The sequence below is a fragment of the Alicycliphilus denitrificans K601 genome (assembly GCF_000204645.1).
Classification (GTDB): Bacteria; Pseudomonadota; Gammaproteobacteria; order Burkholderiales; family Burkholderiaceae_C; genus Alicycliphilus; species Alicycliphilus denitrificans.
The window spans coordinates 245397-267182 of sequence record NC_015422.1; the positions used below are offsets into that span (position 1 = coordinate 245397).

Annotated in this window: 19 protein-coding genes, 3 pseudogenes and 1 other annotated feature; of the genes and pseudogenes, 13 read left to right on the forward strand and 9 right to left on the reverse strand. The window is 69.8% G+C overall.

The genetic code is table 11. From position 1 onward, the window contains the following. Window positions 1-49 precede the first annotated feature (49 nt). Both ALIDE2_RS25605 and ALIDE2_RS01060 read right to left on the reverse strand, forming a co-directional pair. Entirely contained in the window at window positions 50-172 is a 123-nt protein-coding gene (locus ALIDE2_RS25605) for a hypothetical protein (protein ID WP_274427541.1), read from the reverse strand. A 56-nt stretch (window positions 173-228) separates the two neighbouring features. Beyond that, window positions 229-1764: a YifB family Mg chelatase-like AAA ATPase gene (locus ALIDE2_RS01060; protein WP_013721202.1), complete on the reverse strand. Its 1536-nt coding sequence runs from the start codon at window positions 1762-1764 to the stop codon at window positions 229-231. A gap of 138 nt (window positions 1765-1902) precedes the next feature. On the opposite strand from ALIDE2_RS01060, the gene ALIDE2_RS01065 reads away from it, so the two are divergent. The 3 genes from ALIDE2_RS01065 to ALIDE2_RS01075 are packed head-to-tail and all read left to right on the forward strand — an operon-like array spanning window position 1903 to window position 4403. Next, window positions 1903-2634: a TorF family putative porin gene (locus tag ALIDE2_RS01065; RefSeq protein WP_013517183.1), complete on the forward strand. Its 732-nt coding sequence runs from the start codon at window positions 1903-1905 to the stop codon at window positions 2632-2634. A 19-nt stretch (window positions 2635-2653) separates the two neighbouring features. Continuing rightward, window positions 2654-2992, forward strand: a complete 339-nt coding sequence (gene glnK / locus ALIDE2_RS01070) for a P-II family nitrogen regulator (RefSeq protein WP_013517184.1) — start codon at window positions 2654-2656, stop codon at window positions 2990-2992. 22 nt (window positions 2993-3014) lie between these two features. Further along, the gene (locus tag ALIDE2_RS01075; protein ID WP_013517185.1) at window positions 3015-4403 is read left to right on the forward strand and encodes an ammonium transporter; all 1389 of its coding nucleotides are present in this window, start codon (window positions 3015-3017) and stop codon (window positions 4401-4403) included. A gap of 184 nt (window positions 4404-4587) precedes the next feature. On the opposite strand, the gene ALIDE2_RS24900 is transcribed toward ALIDE2_RS01075, so the two are convergent. Continuing rightward, the gene (locus ALIDE2_RS24900; protein ID WP_148262953.1) at window positions 4588-4923 is read right to left on the reverse strand and encodes a hypothetical protein; all 336 of its coding nucleotides are present in this window, start codon (window positions 4921-4923) and stop codon (window positions 4588-4590) included. A 210-nt stretch (window positions 4924-5133) separates the two neighbouring features. Here ALIDE2_RS24900 and ALIDE2_RS01085 point away from each other — a divergent pair. From ALIDE2_RS01085 to istB, 3 genes and pseudogenes are all read left to right on the forward strand, one after another. Next, window positions 5134-6369, forward strand: a pseudogene (locus tag ALIDE2_RS01085) (IS3 family transposase). Further along, window positions 5412-5528, forward strand: a sequence feature (AL1L pseudoknot). It overlaps the preceding pseudogene by 117 nt. 34 nt (window positions 6370-6403) lie before the next feature. After that, window positions 6404-7537, forward strand: a pseudogene (gene istA, locus ALIDE2_RS01090) (IS21 family transposase); the annotation flags it as partial. Next, the gene (gene istB, locus ALIDE2_RS01095; protein ID WP_005800888.1) at window positions 7527-8330 is read left to right on the forward strand and encodes an IS21-like element ISThsp10 family helper ATPase IstB; all 804 of its coding nucleotides are present in this window, start codon (window positions 7527-7529) and stop codon (window positions 8328-8330) included. The pseudogene istA and the gene istB, both read left to right, overlap by 11 nt. 50 nt (window positions 8331-8380) lie before the next feature. Here the strand turns inward: istB and ALIDE2_RS25610 are convergent, their stop codons facing one another. The 6 genes and pseudogenes from ALIDE2_RS25610 to ALIDE2_RS01120 form a co-directional block, all read right to left on the reverse strand. Continuing rightward, the gene (locus ALIDE2_RS25610; protein ID WP_013721203.1) at window positions 8381-8506 is read right to left on the reverse strand and encodes a hypothetical protein; all 126 of its coding nucleotides are present in this window, start codon (window positions 8504-8506) and stop codon (window positions 8381-8383) included. Between the two features lie 161 nt (window positions 8507-8667). Beyond that, the gene (locus ALIDE2_RS01100) at window positions 8668-9558 is read right to left on the reverse strand and encodes an NAD(P)-dependent oxidoreductase (RefSeq protein WP_013721204.1); all 891 of its coding nucleotides are present in this window, start codon (window positions 9556-9558) and stop codon (window positions 8668-8670) included. Further along, window positions 9555-10415, reverse strand: coding sequence for an alpha/beta fold hydrolase (locus ALIDE2_RS01105; RefSeq protein ID WP_013517193.1), 861 nt, complete (start codon window positions 10413-10415; stop codon window positions 9555-9557). The genes ALIDE2_RS01100 and ALIDE2_RS01105 overlap by 4 nt, the downstream gene beginning before the upstream one ends. Further along, entirely contained in the window at window positions 10405-10755 is a 351-nt protein-coding gene (locus ALIDE2_RS01110) for a hypothetical protein (protein WP_013517194.1), read from the reverse strand. The genes ALIDE2_RS01105 and ALIDE2_RS01110 overlap by 11 nt, the downstream gene beginning before the upstream one ends. A gap of 82 nt (window positions 10756-10837) precedes the next feature. Beyond that, window positions 10838-11905 carry an AbrB family transcriptional regulator gene (locus ALIDE2_RS01115; protein WP_013517195.1) on the reverse strand — a complete coding sequence of 356 codons (1068 nt, stop codon included), beginning with the start codon at window positions 11903-11905 and terminating at the stop codon, window positions 10838-10840. A gap of 2 nt (window positions 11906-11907) precedes the next feature. Beyond that, window positions 11908-13254 (reverse strand): annotated as a pseudogene (locus tag ALIDE2_RS01120) (MmgE/PrpD family protein). Between the two features lie 154 nt (window positions 13255-13408). On the opposite strand from ALIDE2_RS01120, the gene ALIDE2_RS01125 reads away from it, so the two are divergent. From ALIDE2_RS01125 to ALIDE2_RS01155, 7 genes are all read left to right on the forward strand, one after another. Next, the gene (locus ALIDE2_RS01125) at window positions 13409-14563 is read left to right on the forward strand and encodes an acyl-CoA dehydrogenase family protein (protein ID WP_013517197.1); all 1155 of its coding nucleotides are present in this window, start codon (window positions 13409-13411) and stop codon (window positions 14561-14563) included. A gap of 23 nt (window positions 14564-14586) precedes the next feature. Continuing rightward, window positions 14587-15561, forward strand: coding sequence for a Bug family tripartite tricarboxylate transporter substrate binding protein (locus tag ALIDE2_RS01130; RefSeq protein WP_013721205.1), 975 nt, complete (start codon window positions 14587-14589; stop codon window positions 15559-15561). Beyond that, window positions 15558-17633 (forward strand): acetate--CoA ligase family protein, encoded by a 2076-nt coding sequence (locus ALIDE2_RS01135; RefSeq protein ID WP_013721206.1) that lies wholly within the window; start codon window positions 15558-15560, stop codon window positions 17631-17633. Before ALIDE2_RS01130 ends, ALIDE2_RS01135 begins: the two co-directional genes overlap by 4 nt. Before the next feature lie 73 nt (window positions 17634-17706). After that, window positions 17707-18819, forward strand: a complete 1113-nt coding sequence (glcE, locus tag ALIDE2_RS01140) for a glycolate oxidase subunit GlcE (protein ID WP_013721207.1) — start codon at window positions 17707-17709, stop codon at window positions 18817-18819. A gap of 2 nt (window positions 18820-18821) precedes the next feature. Then, the gene (locus tag ALIDE2_RS01145) at window positions 18822-19595 is read left to right on the forward strand and encodes a YoaK family protein (RefSeq protein ID WP_013517201.1); all 774 of its coding nucleotides are present in this window, start codon (window positions 18822-18824) and stop codon (window positions 19593-19595) included. Window positions 19596-19631: 36 nt separating this feature from the next. Then, window positions 19632-20870, forward strand: coding sequence for a glycolate oxidase subunit GlcF (gene glcF / locus ALIDE2_RS01150; RefSeq protein WP_013721208.1), 1239 nt, complete (start codon window positions 19632-19634; stop codon window positions 20868-20870). Window positions 20871-20932: 62 nt separating this feature from the next. Then, window positions 20933-21775: a ProQ/FINO family protein gene (locus tag ALIDE2_RS01155; protein ID WP_013721209.1), complete on the forward strand. Its 843-nt coding sequence runs from the start codon at window positions 20933-20935 to the stop codon at window positions 21773-21775. Window positions 21776-21786: the final 11 nt, after the last annotated feature.

Consider the following 21786-nt stretch of genomic DNA (forward strand, 5'->3'; position numbering starts at 1 on the left):
ACGCCACGTCCTCGGCCTCGGCACGGTTGCGCAGCCGGCCGTGCAGGCGCTACAGCAGCCACGGCTGGTGGTCGGCGAAGAGCTGCGCCACCATGGCTCCGGACGGGGCCACGGCGGCGGGCGCCGGCGATTGCGTACCGGTGCGAAAGGGCATGGGGGGCAGTTGCGGCATGGGAATGAGAGTTTTTCTCATTTTTTGCGGGGCGGCCTCCCCGCCGGCCTGGGCGGTCAGGCCTGCGTGCCGCGCAGCACCCGCCTGTACTGTACCGCCTCGGCCACATGGGCCACGCCCACCTGCTCCGACGCCGCCAGGTCGGCGATGGTGCGTGCCACCTTCAGCGCGCGGTGCGTGCCGCGCGCCGACCAGCCCATGCGCGCGGCGGCGGTCTGCAGGAAGCGCGCTGCGGCCTCGTCCAGCGCGGCCATGCGGTCGAGCTGCTGGCCTTGCAGTGCTTGGTTGGGCGTGCCCTGGCGCGCCAGGGCCAGCGCGTGGGCGCGGGCCACGCGCTCGCGCACGGCGCTGCTCGCCTCGCCGGCGGGGGCGTTCAGCAGGTCCTCGGCGGGCAGGTGCGGCACCTCCACGTGCAGGTCTATGCGGTCGAGCAACGGGCCGCTCAGCTTGCCCTGGTAGCGCGCCACCTGGTCCGGCGTGCAGCGGCAGGCGCGCTGGGCGGAGCCCGCGAAGCCGCAGGGGCAGGGGTTCATGGCGGCGACGAGCTGAAAGCGCGCCGGGAACTCGGCGCGCTGCGCCGCGCGCGAGATGGTGATGAGGCCGGTCTCCAGCGGCTCGCGCAGGGCCTCCAGGGCGCTGCGTGCGAATTCGGGGAACTCGTCGAGGAACAGGACTCCCTCGTGCGCCAGCGAGATCTCGCCGGGCCGCGGCGGCGATCCCCCGCCCACCAGTGCGACGGCGCTGCAGCTGTGGTGCGGGCTGGCCGTGACGCGCTGCATCCACTGCGCGCCCGTGAAGCGCCCGGCCAGGCTGGCGATGGCCGCGCTCTCCAGCGCCTGCTCCACGCTCATCGGCGGCAGCAGGCTGGCGAAGCGCTGCGCCAGCATGGATTTGCCCGAGCCCGGAGGGCCCACGAGCAGCAGCCCATGGCCGCCGGCTGCGGCGATTTCCAGTGCGCGCTTGGCGGCGGCCTGGCCCTTCACGTCAGCAAGGTCGGGGCTGCTGGTGTGGACGGCGGGCGCGGCCGGCGCCAGGCGCTGCCAGCCGTCGTTGTCTTCCTGCGGCGGCGCGGCTGCGGGCAGGAACTGGCGCACCACGTCCAGCAGGTGGCGCGCGCGGTAGATCTCGGCGCCGGGCACCAGGGCGGCCTCCTCGGCGCTGCCCGGCGGCAGCACCATGCGCACGGGCGGCTGCTCGGCGCGCAGCGCCAGGCTGGTGGCCAGCGCGCCGCGCACGGGCCGCAGCAGGCCCGACAGCGACAGCTCGCCCGCGAACTCCCAGCCCGCCAGGCGTTCAGCGGCGATCTGCCCGCTGGCGGCCAGGATACCCAGGGCGATGGGCAGGTCGTAGCGCCCCGAGTCCTTGGGCAGGTCGGCCGGCGCCAGGTTCACGGTGATCTTCTTGTTGGTGGGGAACTCCAGCCCCGCGTTCTGCAGGGCCGAGCGCACGCGCTCGCGCGCCTCCTTCACCTCCACGTCGGCCAGGCCCACGAGCGCGAAGCTCGGCAGGCCGTTGGCCAGATGCACCTCCACGGTGACGGCGCTTGCCTGCAGGCCCAGCAGGGCGCGGCTTTGCACCAAAGCAAGACTCATCGCGTGAACCCTCCCCAATCTGGTGCACGGCCCTGCGGCGGGACCGCGCCCTGGCTGCCAAATGTACCTGCATGGTGGCTGGCACGGTCCGTGCATTGGGGGTTGTGTCCGCTTTCCACACACAACCCCGGAGGAACCATGTCCCATGCATCCCTGAAGTCCCTGAGCCTGGCCCTGGTGGCCGCGGCCATGCCCGTGCTGGCGAGCGCCGAGCTGACGGCCAACGTGGCGCTGACCAGCAATTACAAGTTCCGCGGCCAGGACCAGGACGTGCACCGCATCAAGGCGGTGAGCCCGGCCATCCAGGGCGGCTTCGACTACACGTTCGGCGAGAGCGGCTTCTACCTGGGCAACTGGAATTCCAGCGTGGACTGGCTGCAGGGCAACTCGATCGAGTCCGACCTGTACGGCGGCTACCGCTTCAAGGCCGGCGCGCTGGACCTGGACCTGGGCGCGCTCGCCTACATCTACCCCGGCAACACCGCCGGCAACACCACCGAGCTGTACGGCGCGGCCACCTGGGGGCCGCTCACGGCCAAGTACTCGCACACCGTGTCCAAGGACTATTTCGGCTGGGCCGGCGCCAAGACGTCGGGCCTGCGCGGTCGCAACACGGGCTATCTGAACCTGGCGTTTGCCAGGGAGGTGGCGCCCAGCGTCACGCTCAAGGCGGCCGTGGGCTACACGCGCTTCGCTGGCGACATCCGCGACCTGGGCGTGCCCAGCTACGTGGATTACAGCGTGGGCGGGGCCTACGACTTCGGCGCCGGCCTATCGCTGTCCGCAGCCGTCGCGGGCGCCAACAAGAAGGGGTTCTTCGGCGACGCCAACAAGGCGCGCCTGATCGTCACCCTGTCCAAGACTCTGTAAGCCAGCAAAGGAGCCGATCATGAAAATGATCACCGCCATCATCAAACCCTTCAAGCTCGACGAGGTGCGCGAGGCGCTGTCGGACGTCGGCGTGCAGGGCATCACCGTGACCGAGGTGAAGGGCTTCGGCCGCCAGAAGGGCCACACCGAGCTGTACCGCGGCGCCGAGTACGTCGTGGACTTCCTGCCCAAGGTGAAGATCGAGGCCGCCGTGGCCGACGATCTGGCCGAGCGCGTCATCGAGGCCATCGAGGGCGCCGCGCGCACCGGCAAGATCGGCGACGGCAAGATCTTCGTGGCCGACCTGGAGCAGGTCGTGCGCATCCGCACCGGCGAGACCGGCGGGCAGGCCCTTTGACCCCAGCCACGGAGAATCCAACATGAGAAAACTGCTTGCCTCCCTGGCGCTGGGCCTTCACCTGCTGGCCGGCGGCACCGCCGCGCTGGCGCAGGCGCCCGCCGCCGCACCCGAGCCCGTCGCCGCAGCTGCCGCGCCCGCGCCCGACGCCGCGCCGGCCACGGCCCCCGAAGCCGCGCCCGCGCCCAAGGTCGATTCCGGCGACACCGCCTGGATGCTGACCTCCACGCTGCTCGTGATCCTGATGACCATCCCCGGCCTGGCCCTGTTCTACGGCGGCCTGGGCCGCGCCAAGAACATGCTGTCGGTGCTGATGCAGGTGTTCGTGGTCTTCTCGCTCATCTCCATCCTGTGGTCGCTCTATGGCTACAGCCTGGCGTTCTCGGGCGAGGGCAGGCTCGTGGGCGACCTGTCCAAGGCCTTCCTGCAGGGCGTGGGCCCGGAGACCTTCGGCGCGCTCGCGACCATACCCGAGTACGTGTTCCTCGCCTTCCAGGGCACGTTCGCGGCCATCACCGTGGCGCTGGTCGTGGGCTCGTTCGCCGAGCGCATGCGCTTCTCGGCCGTGCTGATCTTCGCGCTGCTGTGGTTCACCTTCAGCTACGTGCCCATGGCGCACATCGTCTGGGGCGGCGGCCTGCTGGCGCAGGACGGCGCGCTGGACTTCGCGGGCGGCACCGTGGTGCACATCAACGCCGGCATCGCCGGCCTGGTGGGCGCCTACATGGTGGGCAAGCGCATAGGCTTTGGCCGCGAGGCGTTCACGCCGCACTCGCTCACGCTGACCATGGTGGGTGCGTCGCTGCTGTGGGTTGGCTGGTTCGGCTTCAACGCCGGCTCGGCCGGCGCCGCCAACGCCGCCGCGGGCCTGGCCTTCGTGAACACCGTGCTGGCCACTGCCGCCGCCACGCTGTCGTGGATCGCGGGCGAGGCGGTGCACAAGGGCAAGGCATCGATGCTGGGCGCCGCGTCGGGCGCCGTGGCGGGCCTGGTGGCCGTCACGCCGGCCGCGGGCTTCGTCGGGCCCATGGGCGCCATCGCCATCGGCCTCGTCGCCGGCCTGGTGTGCCTGTGGGGCGTGGGCGGCTTGAAGCGCATGCTCCGGGTGGACGACGCCTTCGACGTCTTCGGCGTGCACGGCGTGGGCGGCATCGTGGGCGCCATCCTGACCGGCGTGTTCGCCGCCCAGGGTCTGGGCGGCACGGGCGGGGCCACGCCCGAGACCTTCAGCATGGGCGCGCAGGTGTGGATCCAGACCAAGAGCGTGCTGTTCACCATCGTGTGGTCGGGCGTGGTGTCGGTCGTCGCGTACAAGATCGCCGACCTGCTGGTGGGCCTGCGCGTGGACGAGGAGTCCGAGCGCCAGGGGCTGGACATCAGCGCGCACGGCGAGACGGCGTACCACCGCTGAACACGAAACGGGCAACCGTTATTCCAAGGACTTTGGCCCGCCGCGCGCGGGCCTTTTTTCTGGATGCGGGTGTTATGCCTCTGATGGCCAATTCCTTTTAAAAACAACAACTTAGGTTGTTTTTCTGCGGATGCAAAAGAAAATTACCGGCACCCTCGTGCGGATGTCGCCGGTGCCGACAGAACTACCGACCCGCGGCGCCGAGTCCTTGTGCCAAGAAGGAGTCCAGCGGGGTAACTGATAAGACATGCTCAGGCGCAACAGGTGTGCGCCACATCGCCTCTGCCTCGAAAAGGTGTGCGTCTTCGCGAACAGTTTGGTGGTAGCGGCTCAGTATCGTGGTCGACATAGGGTGGCAGGCACGTAAGGCATTGCCGGGCACCGCGACCTCTACGACCACCGGTTTGCCGATGCTCGCAAGCTTTGGGGTAATCGATGGGTGGTTGTCAAAGGGCATCGAGATGGCTTCTCCGCCATACAAGGAGAAGAAGTACTCAACCCCACAGTCGTCGAGAATCAAGTTTCGAGTGAGGCAGGCCCATAGCTGGCCATTTCTCAGAACACCCTGCCGTTCTTTGACAAAGTATTTGTGCCAGGCCGCCCTCATCTCGGCTAGTTCAGAGTCGGTAAATAGGCCTCCAAACTTTACGACGAACTCAGCTTGATGCCGGGCGACATCCTGAACAGCCCCGGATTTCGAGGAGGCACCAACTCTTGAGAAGATGGAGCCATGAACAAGTCACCGAAGTTCTCCCCGGAAGTCCGCGAGCGCGCCGTTCGCATGGTGCAGGAGCACCGAGCCGACTACCCGTCGCTGTGGGCAGCCATTGAATCGATTGCGCCCAAGATTGGCTGCGTGCCGCAGACCTTGAATGACTGGGTCAAGAAGGCCGAGGTCGACAGCGGCCAGCGCCCCGGCACCACCACGGCAGACGCCCAGCGCATCAAGGAACTGGAGCGTGAGGTCAAAGAGCTGCGCCGGGCCAACGACATCCTGAAGACGGCCAGCGCGTTTTTCGCGCAGGCGGAGCTCGACCGCCGATTGAAGTCTTGAAGAACTACATCGACCGCCACCGTGATGACTACGGGGTCGAGCCCATCTGCCGGGTGCTGCAGATGGCCCCGTCGTGTTACTGGCGCCACGCAGCCCGGCAACGCAACCCGCAACTGCGCAGTCAACGCGTCCAGCGTGACGAGGGTTTGAAAGCCGACATCCAGCGCGTGTGGCACGCCAACTGGCAGGTCTACGGGGCCGATAAGGTCTGGCTGCAGATGAACCGCGAGGGCATCGCAGTGGCGCGCTGCACGGTCGAGCGCCTGATGCGTGCCATGGGCTTGCAAGGAGCACGCCGTGGCAAGACAGTGCGCACCACCACGCCGGACACATCGGCACCGTGCCCGCTGGACCACGTCAACCGGCAATTCAAGGCCAGCCGGCCCAACGAGCTGTGGGTGTCGGACTTCACCTACGTCTCCACCTGGCAGGGCTGGTTGTACGTGGCCTTCGTGGTGGACGTGTACGCCCGGCGCATCGTGGGCTGGCGGGTCAGCCGCAGCATGCAAACGGACTTCGTGCTGGATGCGCTGGAGCAGGCGCTGTATGACCGCCAGCCAGCACGCCCATGCCTTGACGCACCATTCCGACAGGGGCAGTCAATACGTTTCCATACGCTACACCGAACGCTTGGACCAGGCGGGTATCCAGCCATCAGTGGGCAGCCGGGGTGACAGCTACGACAACGCACTGGCCGAGACCATCAACGGGCTGTACAAGGCCGAGCTGATTCACCGCCGGGGACCCTGGAAGACCAGGGAATCCGTGGAGCTGGCCACCCTGCAGTGGGTGCACTGGTTCAATCACGTCCGACTGCTCACGCCGATTGGGGGCATCCCTCCGGCAGAAGCTGAGGCAAACTACTGGAGGCAACTCGCCGTCAGCGACACCTCGACAGAGGTGTCAACTTAAACCAATCGGCCTCCTTGAAAGCCGGGGCGGTTCAGGTGAGGCCTTCCAGTTCGACTGGAGCGAGGACTGGGCTGTTCTCGCCGGCGTGCGCACCAAGCTGCAGGTAGCCCACTTCAAGCTCAGCCACAGCCGAGCGTTCTACCTGCGCGCCTATCCGCTGCAAACGCACGAGATGCTGTTCGATGCCCACAACCATGCATTCGCAGTCCTGGGCGGTGTGCCCCGCCGTGGCATCTACGACAACATGCGCACCGCCGTAGACCGGGTGCGCCGTGGCAAGGAGCGCGACGTCAATGCGCGCTTTGCGGCCATGGTCAGCCACTTCCTGTTCGAGGCCGAGTTCTGCAATCCTGCTTCGGGCTGGGAGAAGGGCCAGGTGGAGAAGAACGTGCGCGATGCCCGCCATCGCCTGTGGCAGGTAGTGCCGCCATTCCCAAGCCTGCCCGATCTCAATGCATGGCTTGAAGAGCGCTGCGTGGCGCTGTGGCACGAGATCGAGCACGGCAAGCTGCCGGGCACCGTCGCGGACATCTGGACCGAGGAGAAGAACGACTTGATGCCAATGCCCCGGCCCTTCGATGGCTTTGTGGAGCACACCAAACGCGTCTCACCCACCTGCCTCGTCCACTTCGAGCGCAACCGCTACAGCGTGCCGGCGCCTTATGCCAATCGGCCGGTGAGCCTGCGGGTCTACGCCGATCGCCTGGTGGTCGCCGCCGAAGGCCAGATCGTGTGCGAGCATCAGCGCCTGATCGAGCGTAACCACCATGGTGCGGGACAGACCGTGTACGACTGGCGCCACTACCTGGCAGTGCTGCAGCGCAAGCCCGGGGCCTTGCGCAATGGTGCTCCATTCCTGGAACTGCCAGCAGCCTTCAAGCGCCTGCAGGCCGCCCTCTTGAAGCAGCCAGGCGGCGACCGAGAGATGGTGGAGGTTCTGGCTCTGGTGCTGCACCACGATGAACAAGCTGTGCTCGCTGCAGTGGAGTTGGCACTGGAGTCAGGGGCTGCCAGCAAGACCCACATCCTGAACGTGCTGCACCGCCTGCTGGACGGTAAGCCCGCCCCAGCACCGGTCACCTCGCCCCAGGCCCTCAAGCTGTCTGTGGAACCCCAGGCCAACGTGCTGCGCTATGACCAATTGAGGGAGGTGCGCTATGCGTCATGACCCTGCCATCGCTTCCATCGTGATCATGCTGCGCGAGCTCAAGATGCACGGCATGGCCCAGGCGGTTGCGGAACTGGCTGAGCAAGGTGCGCCGGCCTTCGACGCAGCGCAGCCCATCCTGTCCCAACTGCTCAAGGCCGAGACCGCCGAGCGGGAGGTGCGCTCTGTGGCCTACCAACTCAAGGTGGCCAGGTTCCCTGCGTACCGGGACCTGGCTGGGTTTGACTTCAGCCACAGCGAGGTGAACGAGGCATTGGTACGCCAGTTGCACCGCTGCGAATTCTTGGAGAACGCCAACAACGTGGTGCTGGTGGGTGGACCGGGTACGGGCAAGACCCACATCGCCACAGCCCTCGGGGTGCAAGCCATTGAGCACCATCACCGCAGGGTGCGGTTCTTCTCCACGGTGGAGCTGGTCAATGCACTGGAAGAGGAGAAGGCCCAGGGCAAGCCGGGGCAGATCGCGCACCGCCTAGCCTATGCCGATCTGGTGATCCTGGATGAACTGGGCTACCTGCCATTCAGCACGTCAGGAGGAGCCTTGCTGTTCCACCTGCTGTCCAAGCTGTACGAGCGCACGAGCGTCGTGATCACCACCAACCTGAGCTTTAGCGAGTGGGCCAATGTGTTCGGAGATGCCAAGATGACCACGGCGCTGCTGGACCGGCTCACGCATCACTGCCATATTCTTGAGACCGGCAATGACAGCTACCGGTTCAAGAATAGCTCCGCACAGCAACCACCACAGACCACCAAGAAGGAGAAGGCGACCAAGAACTTATCCACAACGTGAGCGTGAAGCTCACGAACCAGGGTGGGTCAAGATTCGATGGAAATGGTGGGTCAGCTTTGCGTGGAAATCAACACGATGCCGTCCGAGATGCGCGCGCCCTTGTCCTGCGCGGGCGCGAGCATCGAGGCGGCGAGCAGCGCGGCGCCGAGGGCGGCCTTGGTGGGGGTGAAGGTCATGGTGGTTTGTCTCCTTGGAAAATTGATATCAGTTGCCGCATGAAACTGGCGCTACCCAGGCGAGGGCCGCCGTGCAAGGGCCGCCCCGCCGCACGGGCGGCGTCCCCCTTCCCGGCGAAGCCGAGAGAAGGGGGAAGCGGCGAAGCCGCTCAGGGGGATGTTCACAGCCGGACTGGGGGCTGTCCGTTGGACTCGGCCCAGAAATCGGTCATGCACGAGGTGTCCTGCCCGTCCTTGCCCGCGTGCCGCGCAAGCTGGAACAGGCTGCGCGCGAGGTTGCCCATGGGCAGCGACACGCCCGCCGACTGCGCGGCCTGGCAGGCGAGTGTCAGGTCCTTGAAGCCCAGCGCGATGTCGAACCCCGGCGTGAGGTCGCCCGCGAGCACCTTCACGGGCCACTTCTCCTTGAGCTGCCCGTTGGATGCCGTGGTGCCCGTGAGCACATCGAAGGTCTTGCGCGCGTCCAGCCCCAGCGCGCCGGCGAGCACCAGCGCCTCGGAGTTGAGCTGGCAGTAGCACAGCACCATGAGGTTGTTGATGAGCTTCATGCGCGTGCCGCTGCCCGGCGCGCCGCAGTGCAGCACCGTGGTGCCCATCTTGAGCAGCAGCGGCTCCAGCGCGCCGCGGTCGGCATCGTGGGCGCCCAGCATGAACAGCGACTCGCCCCGGTCGGCGTGCGCTGCCAGGCGCCCCACGGGCGCGTCGGCGAAGCGCACGCCCTGCTTCTCGGCGGCAGCGGCCAGCGCGTCCACCGTGTCGGTGTCGATGGTGCTGAGCTCGACGAGGCAGCCGCCCCTGCGCAGCCCGGCCAGCACGCCGCCCTTGCCCAGGATCACCTCGCGCGACTGCTTCGGGCCGGGCAGCATGGTGAACACCACGTCCGCGCCGGCGGCCAGCGCCTGCACGCTGGCCGCGCGCGATGCGCCCAGGGCCACGAGCTTGTCCACGGGCGCGCTCTGGATGTCGTGCACCGCGAGCTGCACGCCGTTACGCAGCAGGTGGGAGGCCAGGGCGAAGCCCATGCGGCCCAGGCCGATGAATCCGGCTTTCATGTATTTCCTTCGTTGGTGTGAATGCGTTGCAGCACGGGCAGCAGGTGCCGCAGGAACTCCTGCGGCGCCTCGCTCATCGGGAAGTGGCCCAGGCCCGGCATGATCTGGAGCTGCGCGCCGGGGATCAGGCGCGCGAGGTCTTCGCTGTCCTCCGGCGTGCACGAATAGTCGTATTCGCCCGTGAGCAGGTAGAGCGGGCAGCGCGCGGTGTCTATGCGCTGCACGCGCCCGCGCAGGTCGCCCTCGCCCGTGTAGAAGTGCAGGTCGCCCTTGAACACGCCGGGGCCGCCTTGCATGTAGTGCCACAGCGTCTCCCAGCGGTCGCGCTCGGGCGCACCGGGGCCGACGAGGCCGGAGACGATGCCCGCGCAGACCTCGCCGCCGTGCACGTCGGGGCGGTGCAGCCAGTCCAAGTCGTAGTAGGGGTTGACGTGCGCGCCCGACTGCAGGCCGATCAGCGCCTTGAAGCGCTCGGGGCATTGCAGCGCCAGGTGCAGCACCACGCGCCCGCCGATGGAGCAGCCCATGGCGATGGGGCGCTCGACCTGCATCGCGTCCATGAAGGCCAGGATGGTCTGCACGTAGAGCGCGCTGGTCAGGCGGTATTCCTCGGTGTGCCAGCCCTCGGGCGGGGACGACTTGCCGTGCCACGGCATGTCGAAGCAGATCACCTGGTGGTTCGCGGTCAGCTCGGGCGAGTTGAGCAGCGCGCGGTACTGGCGCGTGTCGCTGCCCGCCGTGTGCAGGCACAGCAGGGGCTGGCCGCTGCCGGCGGTTTCGTAATACACGCGGCACATGCGGCCCGCGATATCGAAGTTCACGTAGCCGCCGGTCGCGGCTTCTTTTTCAACGCGCATGGATGTGTCCTCCGAGCTGCTTCACGAGTGCCTTGAAATACAGCAGGTTGCGCATGAACACCGTCATGTCGCCCTCGATGCGCAGCGCCTTGAAGCGCACCATGGCCATCAGGTCGTGGAAGCGCGGCTGCGGCTCGGCGGCCCAGAAGCGCTCCCACGCGTCGTCGCTCGCGACGAGCGCGAAGGTCCAGCACGGCATCACGTGCGGGCCGGGCGCGATGCGCTGCACGCGTCCGTCGCGCAGGGTGACGAGGTATTCGGCGTCGCCTTTCCTGAGCAGGAAGGTCACGTTGACCCAGCGGCCCTGGTGGGCCAGCCAGTCGTCGTTGGTGGTGTGCATGGCTGTATGTCTCCTGAAAGGAATCTCCCATAGCCCTCCCGCCGGGACAACCGACAATTTGGTGCGCAGGAATGAGCTTTGGTCATGGCTGCCGCGCCCAGAGCCGGTACGCCGGCCGCACGAGCACCAGCACCGCCACCAGCCGCGTCACCTGCAGCGCAGTGACCACGGGCACGCCCAGCTGCAGCACCTTGGCGGTGATGGACATCTCCGTCATGCCCCCGGGCGCCGTGCCCAGGATGGCGGTGGCCGCGTGCAGGCCCGTGGCCCAGGCCAGCAGCAGGCCGAACGCGGCGCAGGCCGCCAGCAGGCCCAGCGTGCCCAGCGCCACCTGCGCGAGCCAGCGCGGCGCAGTGTGCAGGAACAGCGGGCTGAAGCGCACGCCCAGGCTCACGCCGATGACGAGTTGCGCCGCGTTCGACAGCGGCGTGGGCACGCCCGAGGGCGCCGTGCCCGTGGCCGACAGCCCTATGGCCACCAGCAGCGGGCCGAGGAACCACGGGTTGGGCAGGCGCCCGAGCTGCAGGGCCAGGCCCCCGGCGCCCGTGAACAGCGCCAGCCACGCGAGGCCCGCCGCCGCGAAGGGCGCGCTGGCCGGCGGGACGAGGTCCACCGTCTCCAGGTTCCACCAGGCCTTGGCCAGCAGCATGCCGAAGGGCATGACCAGCACCACGATCAGCATGCGCAGGCTGTGCGATGCGGCCACGAGGTCGGTGCGCGCGCCCTCGCGCTCGGCCAGCAGCGTCATCTCCGACGCCGCGCCGATGGCGCCAGCGAAGTAGGCCGAGGGGCGCAGCGCCGCGTCGCTCACGCCGCGCAGCCGCCCCGCGCAGGAGCGGTACAGCCAGCGCCCGTAGGCCGCGCCCAGCGCCAGCGCCCAGGCCACGGCCGCGAGCACGGCCCACCACAGGCCGATAAGCTGCGCCACGACGGGCGGCGTGAAGTACAGGCCCAGCGACGCGCCCATCACCCATTGCCCGCAGTTGCGCAGCCGCAGGCTGCTGCGCGTGGGCTGGCCGGCCATCGTGGCCAGCGCCGTGGCGAGCAGCGGGCCCAGCATCCATGGGACGGGCATGCGCAGGCGGCGGCAGCCCTCGGCCGCCGCCCAGGCCAGCAGCAGTGTGAGGAGCTTGGAGAGGGTGCTACGCACCGTCAGAGGTCCAGCAGGTGCTCGCGCGTGTCCAGCGCCCACAGGTGGCCGAGCAGCGCGCGGGCGCGCGCTTCGCCCACCACCGGTGCGGCCAGTTCCATGAACTTGTCCGAGAGCTCCGCGTCGCTCAAGGGCTGCTCCGGATCGCCCTTGCGCGTGGGTTGCAGGTATTTACCCTGGCGGCCGTCCGCCGTGGCAAAGCCCACGCGTGCGGCGCGCTGGCCCGGAAAGCGCGCATCGAGCTCGGGATCGACGGCCAGGTGAATGCGTGCCATGAGCGCGCGGATGTCGGCATCCGCGAGCCGTTCGGGCGTGAAGGCCGACAGGCGCACGCTGCCGTGGATCAGCGCCGTCGCCACCACGAAGGGGATGGAAAAGCGCGCCTCGGCGGCGGTGCGCGGATCGGGGTTGCCCGCCACGGCGAGCGCGGGGGCGTAGGTGGCGACCTCCACGGCCTGCAGGTCCTGCCAGTGCACGCCCATGCGCGAGCGCAGCTCCAGCGCGCCGTCGATGGGCGCGAAGGTGTGGCCGCAGCAGGCGTGGTTCTTGAACGTCATGCGCGTGATGTGGAAGTCCTGCCCCAGCGTGGCCGTGGCCTGTTGCCAGTCGGGCCCGTCGCTCATGGCGCGGCCCAGGCCCGCCTCGCCGTCGAGCACGTCGAGCGAGCCGGTCACGCCCTGCTCGGCAGCCAGCGCGGCCAGCACGCCGGCCTCGGCCGCGTGGCCCGCGTGCAGGGGCTTGGACATGGAATCCATGCGGAACGCCTGCTGCAGGCCTGCCGCGAAAGTAGCGCCCGTGCACAGCGCATGCGCGTGGCGGCCGGCATCCAGCCCCAGCAGCGTGGCCGCGGCCGACACGGCGCCGAAAGTGCCCACGGTGCCCGTGTTGTGCCAGTGGCGGTAGTGCGCGCGCCCCAGTGCGGCGCCGATGCGCGTGGAAACCTCGTAGCCCGCGACCACCGCGCGGATCATCTGCAGCCCCGTGGCCCGCCGCGCCTGTGCGAGTGCGAGCGCGGCGGCGATGGTGGGCGCGCCGGGGTGGTAGATGGCCTCGCGGTAGATGTCGTCCACCTCCACCGTGTGCGCGGCCGTGCCGTTGATGAGCGCCGCCGCGCGCACCGTGGCCGCGCGGCCCAGGGCCAGGCGCGCGCCGCCGCGGTCCAGGTCGTCGGCCAGCGCGCGCTACAGCAGCGTGGGCGGGGACTCCACGGCGCCGGGCAGCAGCGCGGCATACCAGTCGACGATGGCGCGCTTGGCGTGGTGGATGACTTCGGGCGTCAGCGGCGCGTCGTTCAGGGATGCGGCGAACGCGGCGAAGCGCTGCGCGGCGGTGGTGTCTTGGGTTGGCATGGTGTGGATGGTCGCGCGAGCGCGCGCCGCTGTGAACTTCGCAGATGTGGTGCTGGCATGAGTATTTGTTGGGGCAGGCGACGCAACGCGAAGTTCTCAAGCGGCGGAGGCCTGGGCACGATCCATGCCGACCGAACATTACCCAGGAACACGCATGGATTTCACACTCAGCGAAGAACACCAGGCATTCGCCGATTCGGTGGCGCGCTTTGCCCAGGACAAGCTCAAGGACGGCGCGCTCGCGCGCGCGCATTCGCCCCACTACCCCTGGGAGACGGCCGCCCTGCTGGCCGAGCAGGGCCTGCTGGGCATCGCCTTCCCCGAGGAAGACCACGGCCAGGGCGGCACGTTGATGCACGCGGTGCTCGCCATCGAGCAGGTCGCGCTGGTCTGCCCCAAGAGCGCCGACATCGTGCAGGCGGGCAACTTCGGCCCCATCCGCACCTTCGTCGAATACGCTACGCCTGAACAGAAGCAGCGCTTCCTGCCCGACCTGCTCGCGGGCCGCAAGCTGATCTCGCTGGGCATGAGCGAGCCCGACGCGGGCTCGGCCGTCACAGAGCTCAAGACCAGCGCGCGCCAGGAGGGCGACGGGTACGTCATCAACGGCAGCAAGGTGTTCTCCACCCACAGCCCCGAGGCCGACCTGTTCCTCGTCTACGTGCGCTTCGGCCCCGGCGTGGGCGGCATCGGCTCGGTGCTCGTGGAGCGCGGCACGCCGGGCTTCCAGGTGGGCGAGCCCTCGTCGTTCATGAACGGCGAGCGCTGGTCGCAGCTGTATTTCGACGAATGCCGCATCCCGGCGGCCAACGTGCTGCTGGGGCCGGGCGGGTTCAAGAAGCAGATTTCGGGCTTCAACGTGGAGCGCCTGGGCAACTCCGCGCGCGCGCTGGCCCTCGGCCGCCATGCGTTCAACACGGCGCGAGAGCATGCGCTCACGCGCAAGCAGTTCGGGCGCGAGCTGTGCGAGTTCCAGGGCATCCAGTGGAAGTTCGCCGAGATGGCGATGAAGCTGGAGCAGGCCCAGCTCATGCTCTACCGCGCCGCGATGGAGGGCGAGCACGGCCTGCCCAGCGCGCAGAGCACGGCCATGGCCAAGCTGGCCTGCAACCTCGCGGGCTGGGAGGTTTCCAACGAGGCCCTGCAGGTCATGGGCGGCACGGGCTTCAGCCAGGAATGCCTGGTGGAGTACTGCGTGCGCCGCACGCGCGGCTGGATGATCGCGGGCGGCTCCATCGAGATATTGAAGAACCGCATCGCCGAGGGCGTGTTCGGCCGCACTTTTCCGCAACGGCCCGGCAAGGGCTGACGAGAACACACGAGGAGACGAACATGAAACGCAGCCTTCTTTCCCTGGCCGCGCTCGCGGCCTGCGCATGGAGCATCGCCGTGCCCGCCGCGGCCGATGCCGCCTATCCCGCCAAGCCCGTGCGCATCATCGTAGGCTATTCCGCGGGCGGCCCCACGGACGCGGTCGCACGCCTGGTCGCCGCGCACCTGCAGACGAAGCTGGGCCAGCCCTTCGTGGTGGACAACCGCGCGGGCGCGGGCTCCAACATCGCGTCCGAAGCCGTGGCCGCCGCCGCGCCCGACGGCTACACGCTGCTCGTGGCCGCCGCGCCGCTCACGATGAACAGCCATGTCTACAAGAACCTGAAGTTCGATGCCGTCAAGAGCTTCGTCCCTATCTCCAAGCTCTCGTCCGCGCCCGGTGTGCTCGCCGTGCGGACCGACTGGGGCGTGAGCAGCGTCAAGGAGTTCGTGGCCGCCGCGAAGAAGGAGCCCGGCAAGTTCACCTACGGCACCACGGGCCTGGGCGGCTCGCAGCACATGGCGACGGAGCTGTTCCAGCGCCTGGCGGGCGTCAAGCTCACGCACATCCCCTACAAGGGCGCGAGCAACGTGATGACCGACCTGATCGCGGGCCACGTGGACCTGGCCTTCATGACCGCCACCGGCGCCATGCCGCACCTGCAGGCGGGCAAGGTGAAGCCCCTGGCCGTCGCGGGGCCGCAGCGCCTCTCGGGCCTGCCGAACGTGCCCACGTTCGCCGAGGCGGGCTACCCTGCGATGATCTCTGACTCGTGGAACGGCCTGCTGGCACCCGCGGGCACGCCCGAGGCCATCGTGAAGAAGCTCCACGCCGCCGCCGTCGAGGCGCTGCAGATGCCCGAGACCCGCACCAAGCTTGAATCGCAGGGCGCCATCGTGATCGGCAACAGCCCCGAGGAATTCCGCGCCGACATCCAGCGCGAGGTGGCGCACTGGGCCGAGCAGTTCAAGGCCATCAAGATCGACATGCAATGACACCAGACAACGACAAACGGCTCGCCCAGGCGCTGCTGCATCCGGCCAGCGTCGCGCTCTACGGCGCCTCCGACGACGTGGACAAGATGGGCGGGCGGCCCGTGCAGTTCCTCAAGCGCACGGGCTTCGCGGGCCGCATCTATCCCATCAACCCGCGGCGCGACGAGATCCAGGGCCTGAAGGCCTGGCCCAGCCTGCAGAGCCTGCCCGAGGTGCCCGACCAGGTCTTCGTGCTCACGCCGACCGAGACCGTGATCCCGGCCGTGCGCGAATGTGCGGCCCTGGGCGTGAAGGTGGTCACCATCCTCGCGAGCGGCTTCTCCGAATCCGGCGCCGAAGGCGCGGCGCGCGAGGGCGAGCTGCGCCGGATCGCCAAGGAGACGGGCATCCGCATCCTCGGCCCCAGCAGCCTGGGCGTGGTCAACCCGCGCACGGGGCTGGTGCTTACGGCCAACGCGGCCTTCGCCGAGCCCGACCTGCCGCCCGGCAAGGTGTTCGTCGCATCGCACAGCGGCAGCATGATCGGCGCGCTGGTCTCGCGCGGCAAGGCGCGCGGCGTGGGCTTCGCGGGGCTGGTGTCGGTGGGCAGCGAGGTGGACTTGAACGTGGGCGAGATCTGCGCCGCCACGCTCGATGACCCGGCCATCGAGGGCTACCTGCTGTTTCTCGAGAGCCTGCGCCACGGCCCCGAGCTGCGCGCCTTCGCGCGCGCGGCGCATGCCAGGGGCAAGCCCGTGATCGCCTACAAGCTCGGCCGCTCGGCGGCGGCGGCCGAGATGGCCACCACGCACACGGGTGCCATCGCGGGCGAGGACGACATCGCCGAGGCATTCCTGAAAGACATGGGCGTCGCCCGCGTGGGCGTGCTCGAAGCGCTGCTCGAAACCTTCCCGCTCGCGCGGCGCATTCCGCTGGAGAGTGCGCCCAAGCGCGTCGGCGTGGTCACCACCACGGGCGGCGGCGCGGCCATGGCGGTGGAGCAGCTCGGCATCCGCGGCGTGGTCGTGGAGCCGCCTTCGGCCGACACCCTGAAGCGGCTGGAGCAGGCCGGCCTGCCCTGCACGCCGGGCCGCGTGCTCGACATGACGCTTGCGGGCACCAAGTACGAGACCATGAAGGCCACGCTGGACATCCTGCTCACCGCGCCCGAGTTCGACCTCGTGCTGGCCGTGGTGGGCTCGTCCGCGCGCTTTCAGCCGCAGCTGGCCGTCAAACCCATCGTCGAATGCGCGGGCGGCCCCAAGCCGCTCGCCGCCATGCTGGTGCCCGACGCGCCCGAGGCGCTGGCCGCGCTCACCGCTGCTGGCGTGCCCTGCTTCCGCACGCCCGAGGCCTGCGGCGACGCCATCGCCGCCGTGCTCGCGCGCCGCCGGCCGGGGCCCGAGCCCGTGCTGCCCGCGCCCGGTCCCGCGCGCACCTTGAGCGAGGCCGAGGCCTACGGCGTGCTCCATGAACTCGGCGTGCCGCATGCGCCCGTGGCCTTGCGCTGCTTCGGCGAGGCGCCCGCGCCGCTGCCCTTCGCCTACCCGGTGGTCGCCAAGGTCTGCTCGGCCGAGATCCCGCACAAGACCGAGGTCGGCGGCGTGCTGCTGAACATCGGCAGCGACGAGGAACTGGCGGCGGCACTGGCCACGCTGCGCCGCAACCTCGACGAGCGCGCACCGAAGGCCGCGTGCGACGAGGTACTGGTGCAGCCCATGCAAAAGGGCTTGTCCGAGGTGCTCGTGGGCTACCGCGTCGATCCCGACGCCGGCCCCATCGTCATGCTCGCTGCGGGCGGTATCTGGGCCGAGGTCGCCAAGGATCGCAGCATCCGCCTCGCCCCGGTGACGGTGGAGACGGCGCGCGAGATGGTCGCCGAGGTCAATGCCTTGAAGCCCCTGACGGGCCTGCGCGGCAAGGCGCGCGGCGACCTGGAGGCTCTGGCGCGCACGGTGAGCGCGCTCTCGCAGCTGGCGCTCAAGCCGGAACTGGGCATCGCCGAGGCCGAGGTCAATCCGCTGCTCGTCCTGCCCGAGGGGCAGGGCGTGGTGGCGGTGGACGCGCTGGTGTTCCAGTGGACGCCAGCCTGATTCACGCCGCGCGTTCAAAAAAATCAAACCCGCGGGGGCCTGCGTTCCGGGGTGCGGCAGTACCATCGCCGGCATGGAAGCAGCCCTTCGCCAGATCATCGACCGCGTGCGCGACAGCGCAGACCGCCGTGCCCTGCTGCGCATCCGCGGCGGCGGCACCAAGGACTTCCATGGCCCCGGCGCGCCGGCCCATGCGGGCGAGCCGCTGGACATGCGGCCGCTCGCGGGCATCGTCAGCTACGAGCCCAGCGAGCTGGTGGTGACGGCCCTGGCCGGCACGCCGCTGGCGGAGCTGGAGGCGCTGCTTGCCCAGCATGGCCAGAGCCTGCCGTTCGAGCCGCCGCGCTTCGCCCCCGGCGGTACCGTGGGCGGCATGGTGGCGGCCGGCCTGTCGGGCCCGGCGCGCGCCAGCGTGGGCGCGGTGCGCGACTACGTGCTGGGCGTGGAGATCATCAACGGCAAAGGCGAACTGCTGCGCTTCGGCGGCCAGGTGATGAAGAACGTGGCCGGCTACGACGTCTCGCGCCTCATGGCGGGCAGCTGGGGGCAGCTGGGCATCATCACCGAGGTCAGCCTCAAGGTGCTGCCCGTGCCGCCGGCCGAGGCCACGCTGCGCTTCGACTGCGGCCAGGCCGAGGCGCTTGCGCGCCTGCACGCCTGGGGCGGCCAGCCGCTGCCGCTGAACGCCAGCTGCTGGGTGCAGGATGGCGGTGGCGCGGGCCGGCTCTACGTGCGCCTGCGCGGCGCGCGCGCCGCCGTGCAGGCGGCGTGCCGCAGCATGGGCGGCGCGCCGCAGGATGCGCCCACGGTTCCCGCCGACTGGCAGGCCTGCCGCGACCAGCGCCTGCCCTGGTTCACGGCGCGCGCGGCCGATCATGCGCTGTGGCGCCTGTCGGTGCCGCAGACGGCGCCGGTGCTGGCGCTGCCCGCGGGCGTGGCGCCGCCGCTGGTCGAATGGCATGGCGGCCTGCGCTGGGTGCAGGCGCCGGCGCGGCATGGCGACGAACTGCGGGCGCTGGCCCGGCAGGTGGGCGGCAGTGCTTCTTGTTTTGTAGCTGCTGGCGCTGATGGGGCGGGCGCAGCAGGCCTTTTCGATGCCAATGACGGGGCGCTGGCCGCGGTGCACCAGCGGCTCAGGCAGGCGTTCGACCCGGCCGGCATCCTCAACCCCGGCAGGCTCGTCTAGCCATGCGCCTGCTGCGCCACCTGACGGGGCGGTACCGCACCCCGGTCGCCAACCGCACGCTGGGCCTGCTGCTGGCCTTCAACGCGGGCGGCATCAATGCCGGGGGATTCCTGGTGGTGGGCATGTACACCTCGCACATGACGGGCATCGTCTCCACCGTGGGCGACAACCTGGTGCTGGGCAACATGGCGCTGGTGCTGGGCGCGCTGGGCACGCTGTGGGCCTTCATGTCGGGGGCGGGCAGCACCGCCATCATGGTCAACTGGGCGCGCCACCAGCACCTGCGCAGCACCTTCGCGCTGCCGCTGCTGCTGGAGGCCGTGCTCATGCTGCTGTTCGGCCTGATGGGCGCCATCACGCTCACATGGCGCACGCCTTTCGCGGTGCCGCTCACGGTGCTGCTGCTGGCCTACCTCATGGGGCTGCAGAACGCCGTCATCACCAAGATGTCGTCGGCCGAGATCCGCACCACGCACATGACCGGCATTTGCACCGACATCGGCATCGAGCTGGGCAAGGCCCTGTACTGGAACCGCGGCGGCAGGCCGGCGCACGAGCAGGTGCACGTCAACCACAAGCGGCTGCGCCTGTTCGCCAGCCTGCTGTCCATGTTCATGGCTGGCGGCGTGGTGGGGGCGGCCGGCTTCAAGTACGTGGGCTTCATCTGGGTGGTGCCGCTGGCCACCGTGCTGCTGGTGCTGTCGCTGCCGCCGCTGGCGGCCGACTTCGACCGCCTGGGGCTGGCGTGGCGCAGGCGCTCTTCCCGCGGCCAGTGAACCGAACCCTCGCGCCACCACGAAGAAAGCATCGACATGCAGACCCAACTCGCTCCCGAATACCAGGGCACGCCCGAAGGCCAGGAGGCCGAGGCCATCCTGCGCAAATGCGTGCACTGCGGCTTTTGCACCGCCACCTGCCCCACCTACCAGCTGCTGGGCGACGAGCTCGACGGCCCGCGCGGGCGCATCTACCTCATCAAGCAGGTGCTGGAAGGCCAGGAGCCCACGCGCAAGACCCAGCTGCACCTGGACCGCTGCCTGACCTGCCGCAACTGCGAGAGCACCTGCCCCAGCGGCGTGCAGTACGGCCACCTGGTGGACATAGGCCGGCGCATCGTCGAGGAAAAGGTGCCCCGCCCGCGCGGCGAGGCCGCGGTGCGCTGGGCGCTCAAGGAGGGGCTGCCCTCGCCGCTGTTCGCGCCCGCCATGAAGCTCGGCCAGGCCGTGCGCGGCCTGCTGCCCGGGCGCTTGCGCGCCAAGGTGCCGCCGCGCCAGCAGGCCGGCCGCTGGCCCGCCGCCAGCCACGCGCGCAAGGTGCTGCTGCTGCAGGGCTGCGTGCAGCCCGCCATGGCGCCCAACATCAACGCCGCCACGGCGCGCGTGCTCGACGCCGCGGGCATCCAGACCCTGGTGGCGCCCGAGGCCGGCTGCTGCGGCGCCGTGAAGTTCCACCTGAACGACCAGGACGGCGGCCGCGCGCAGATGCGCGCGAACATCGACGCCTGGTGGCCCTACATCGAGCGCGGCGCGGTGGAATGCATCGTCATGAACGCTTCGGGCTGCGGCGTCACCGTGAAGGAATACGGCCACATCCTGCGCCTGGACCCGCAGTACGCCGAGAAGGCGGCGCGCGTGAGCGCTTTGACGCGCGACCTGTCCGAGCTGCTGCCCGACCTGGTGCCGCTGCTCAAGGACCGCGTGCGGCCCGCCGGCCGGGCCTTCGCCTACCACCCGCCGTGCACCCTGCAGCACGGCCAGAAGCTGCGCGGCGGCGTGGAGCGGCACATGGCGGCGCTGGGCTTCACGCTGCGCGTGGCCCGTACCGAGTCGCACCTGTGCTGCGGCGCGGCCGGCACCTATTCCGTGCTCAACCCGGAGCTCTCCTACCAGCTGCGCGACCGCAAGCTGGGCGTGCTGGGCGCGGCCTTCGCGGACGAACCGCCCGCGGCCATCCTGTCGGCCAACATGGGCTGCATCACGCACCTGCAAAGCGGAACGGAGATTCCCGTCAGGCACTGGGTGGAGCTGCTCGACGAGGCATTGCTGGCATGATGACGGGTTTTGACCGCCGCGCCGGACGGGCCCCGCAGGGCCATGCCGCGCGCCCTTGAGCCATGAACGATTCCGTGAACGCACTCCAGCCCTCCGCCGAAGCCGCGCAACCCGTCCAGCCCGCCGCGCCCGTCGCTGCCGTGGAGGCCGCGGGCAATGACGCCGCGCCGCGCGAGCGCCGCCGTGGCGGGCGCCGTCGCTCCGGTGCCCGCCGCGAGCAGAACCCGCCGGCCGGTGCGGCGGGCCAGGAGGGACAGGCCGCCGGCACGGCGCCCGCGCCGCGCCGCACGCACCCGCTGCTGGAGCAACTGGCCGGCTGGTACCCGCACCTGTTCGGCATGCAGTGCCTGCCGCTCAAGCGCGGCATCTTCCACGACCTGATGGCCGCGCATGGCGAAGCCATCGACAAGGACGCGCTCAAGCTCGCGCTGTCCATCCACACGCGCTCCACGCGCTATCTGAACGCCGTGGCCCAGGGACTCAGGCGCCACGACCTGCAGGGCCAGCCCGTGGAGGACATGGCGCCCGAGCATGTGCACCACGCGCTGCTGGAGGTGTTCCGCCGCCGCAAGCCGCGCGATGGCGAGGACCTCGCCCTCAAGCTGCGCCGCCGCATTGCCCAGGCCTTCGAGGCCTCGGGCCTCACGCGCGAGGCCTACGACGCGCTGGTGCGCGGCCGCGACGAAAAGGCCAACGCCCTGCTCGACGAGGCCTTTGCCGAGGTCGCCGAGCAGGGCGCCAAGGCCGAGGCCCTGCTGCGCGCCTTCGAGGCCAGCGGCGCCACGCCCGAGCAGTTCGCCGACATGTACGGCATGGACCGGCGCGTGGTCACGCAGTCCCTGGCGCGGGCGCGCAGGCTGCGGGCGCCCGCGGCGCAGGCCGCCGCGCCGGGCGAGGCGCCGTAGCCCTGCGGCGC

Coding starts and splice junctions, on each gene's coding strand:
- istB (WP_005800888.1), top strand. CDS start 7,527: ATGCGTCATGACCCTGCCATCGCTTCCATCGTGATCATGCTGCGCGAG.
- glcE (WP_013721207.1), top strand. CDS start 17,707: ATGGAAGCAGCCCTTCGCCAGATCATCGACCGCGTGCGCGACAGCGCA.
- ALIDE2_RS01105 (WP_013517193.1), bottom strand. CDS start 10,415: ATGCGCGTTGAAAAAGAAGCCGCGACCGGCGGCTACGTGAACTTCGAT.
- ALIDE2_RS01155 (WP_013721209.1), top strand. CDS start 20,933: ATGAACGATTCCGTGAACGCACTCCAGCCCTCCGCCGAAGCCGCGCAA.
- glcF (WP_013721208.1), top strand. CDS start 19,632: ATGCAGACCCAACTCGCTCCCGAATACCAGGGCACGCCCGAAGGCCAG.
- ALIDE2_RS01145 (WP_013517201.1), top strand. CDS start 18,822: ATGCGCCTGCTGCGCCACCTGACGGGGCGGTACCGCACCCCGGTCGCC.
- ALIDE2_RS01110 (WP_013517194.1), bottom strand. CDS start 10,755: ATGCACACCACCAACGACGACTGGCTGGCCCACCAGGGCCGCTGGGTC.
- glnK (WP_013517184.1), top strand. CDS start 2,654: ATGAAAATGATCACCGCCATCATCAAACCCTTCAAGCTCGACGAGGTG.
- ALIDE2_RS01075 (WP_013517185.1), top strand. CDS start 3,015: ATGAGAAAACTGCTTGCCTCCCTGGCGCTGGGCCTTCACCTGCTGGCC.
- ALIDE2_RS01130 (WP_013721205.1), top strand. CDS start 14,587: ATGAAACGCAGCCTTCTTTCCCTGGCCGCGCTCGCGGCCTGCGCATGG.
- ALIDE2_RS01125 (WP_013517197.1), top strand. CDS start 13,409: ATGGATTTCACACTCAGCGAAGAACACCAGGCATTCGCCGATTCGGTG.
- ALIDE2_RS01100 (WP_013721204.1), bottom strand. CDS start 9,558: ATGAAAGCCGGATTCATCGGCCTGGGCCGCATGGGCTTCGCCCTGGCC.
- ALIDE2_RS01135 (WP_013721206.1), top strand. CDS start 15,558: ATGACACCAGACAACGACAAACGGCTCGCCCAGGCGCTGCTGCATCCG.
- ALIDE2_RS25610 (WP_013721203.1), bottom strand. CDS start 8,506: ATGACCTTCACCCCCACCAAGGCCGCCCTCGGCGCCGCGCTGCTCGCC.
- ALIDE2_RS01060 (WP_013721202.1), bottom strand. CDS start 1,764: ATGAGTCTTGCTTTGGTGCAAAGCCGCGCCCTGCTGGGCCTGCAGGCA.
- ALIDE2_RS25605 (WP_274427541.1), bottom strand. CDS start 172: ATGCCGCAACTGCCCCCCATGCCCTTTCGCACCGGTACGCAATCGCCG.
- ALIDE2_RS01065 (WP_013517183.1), top strand. CDS start 1,903: ATGTCCCATGCATCCCTGAAGTCCCTGAGCCTGGCCCTGGTGGCCGCG.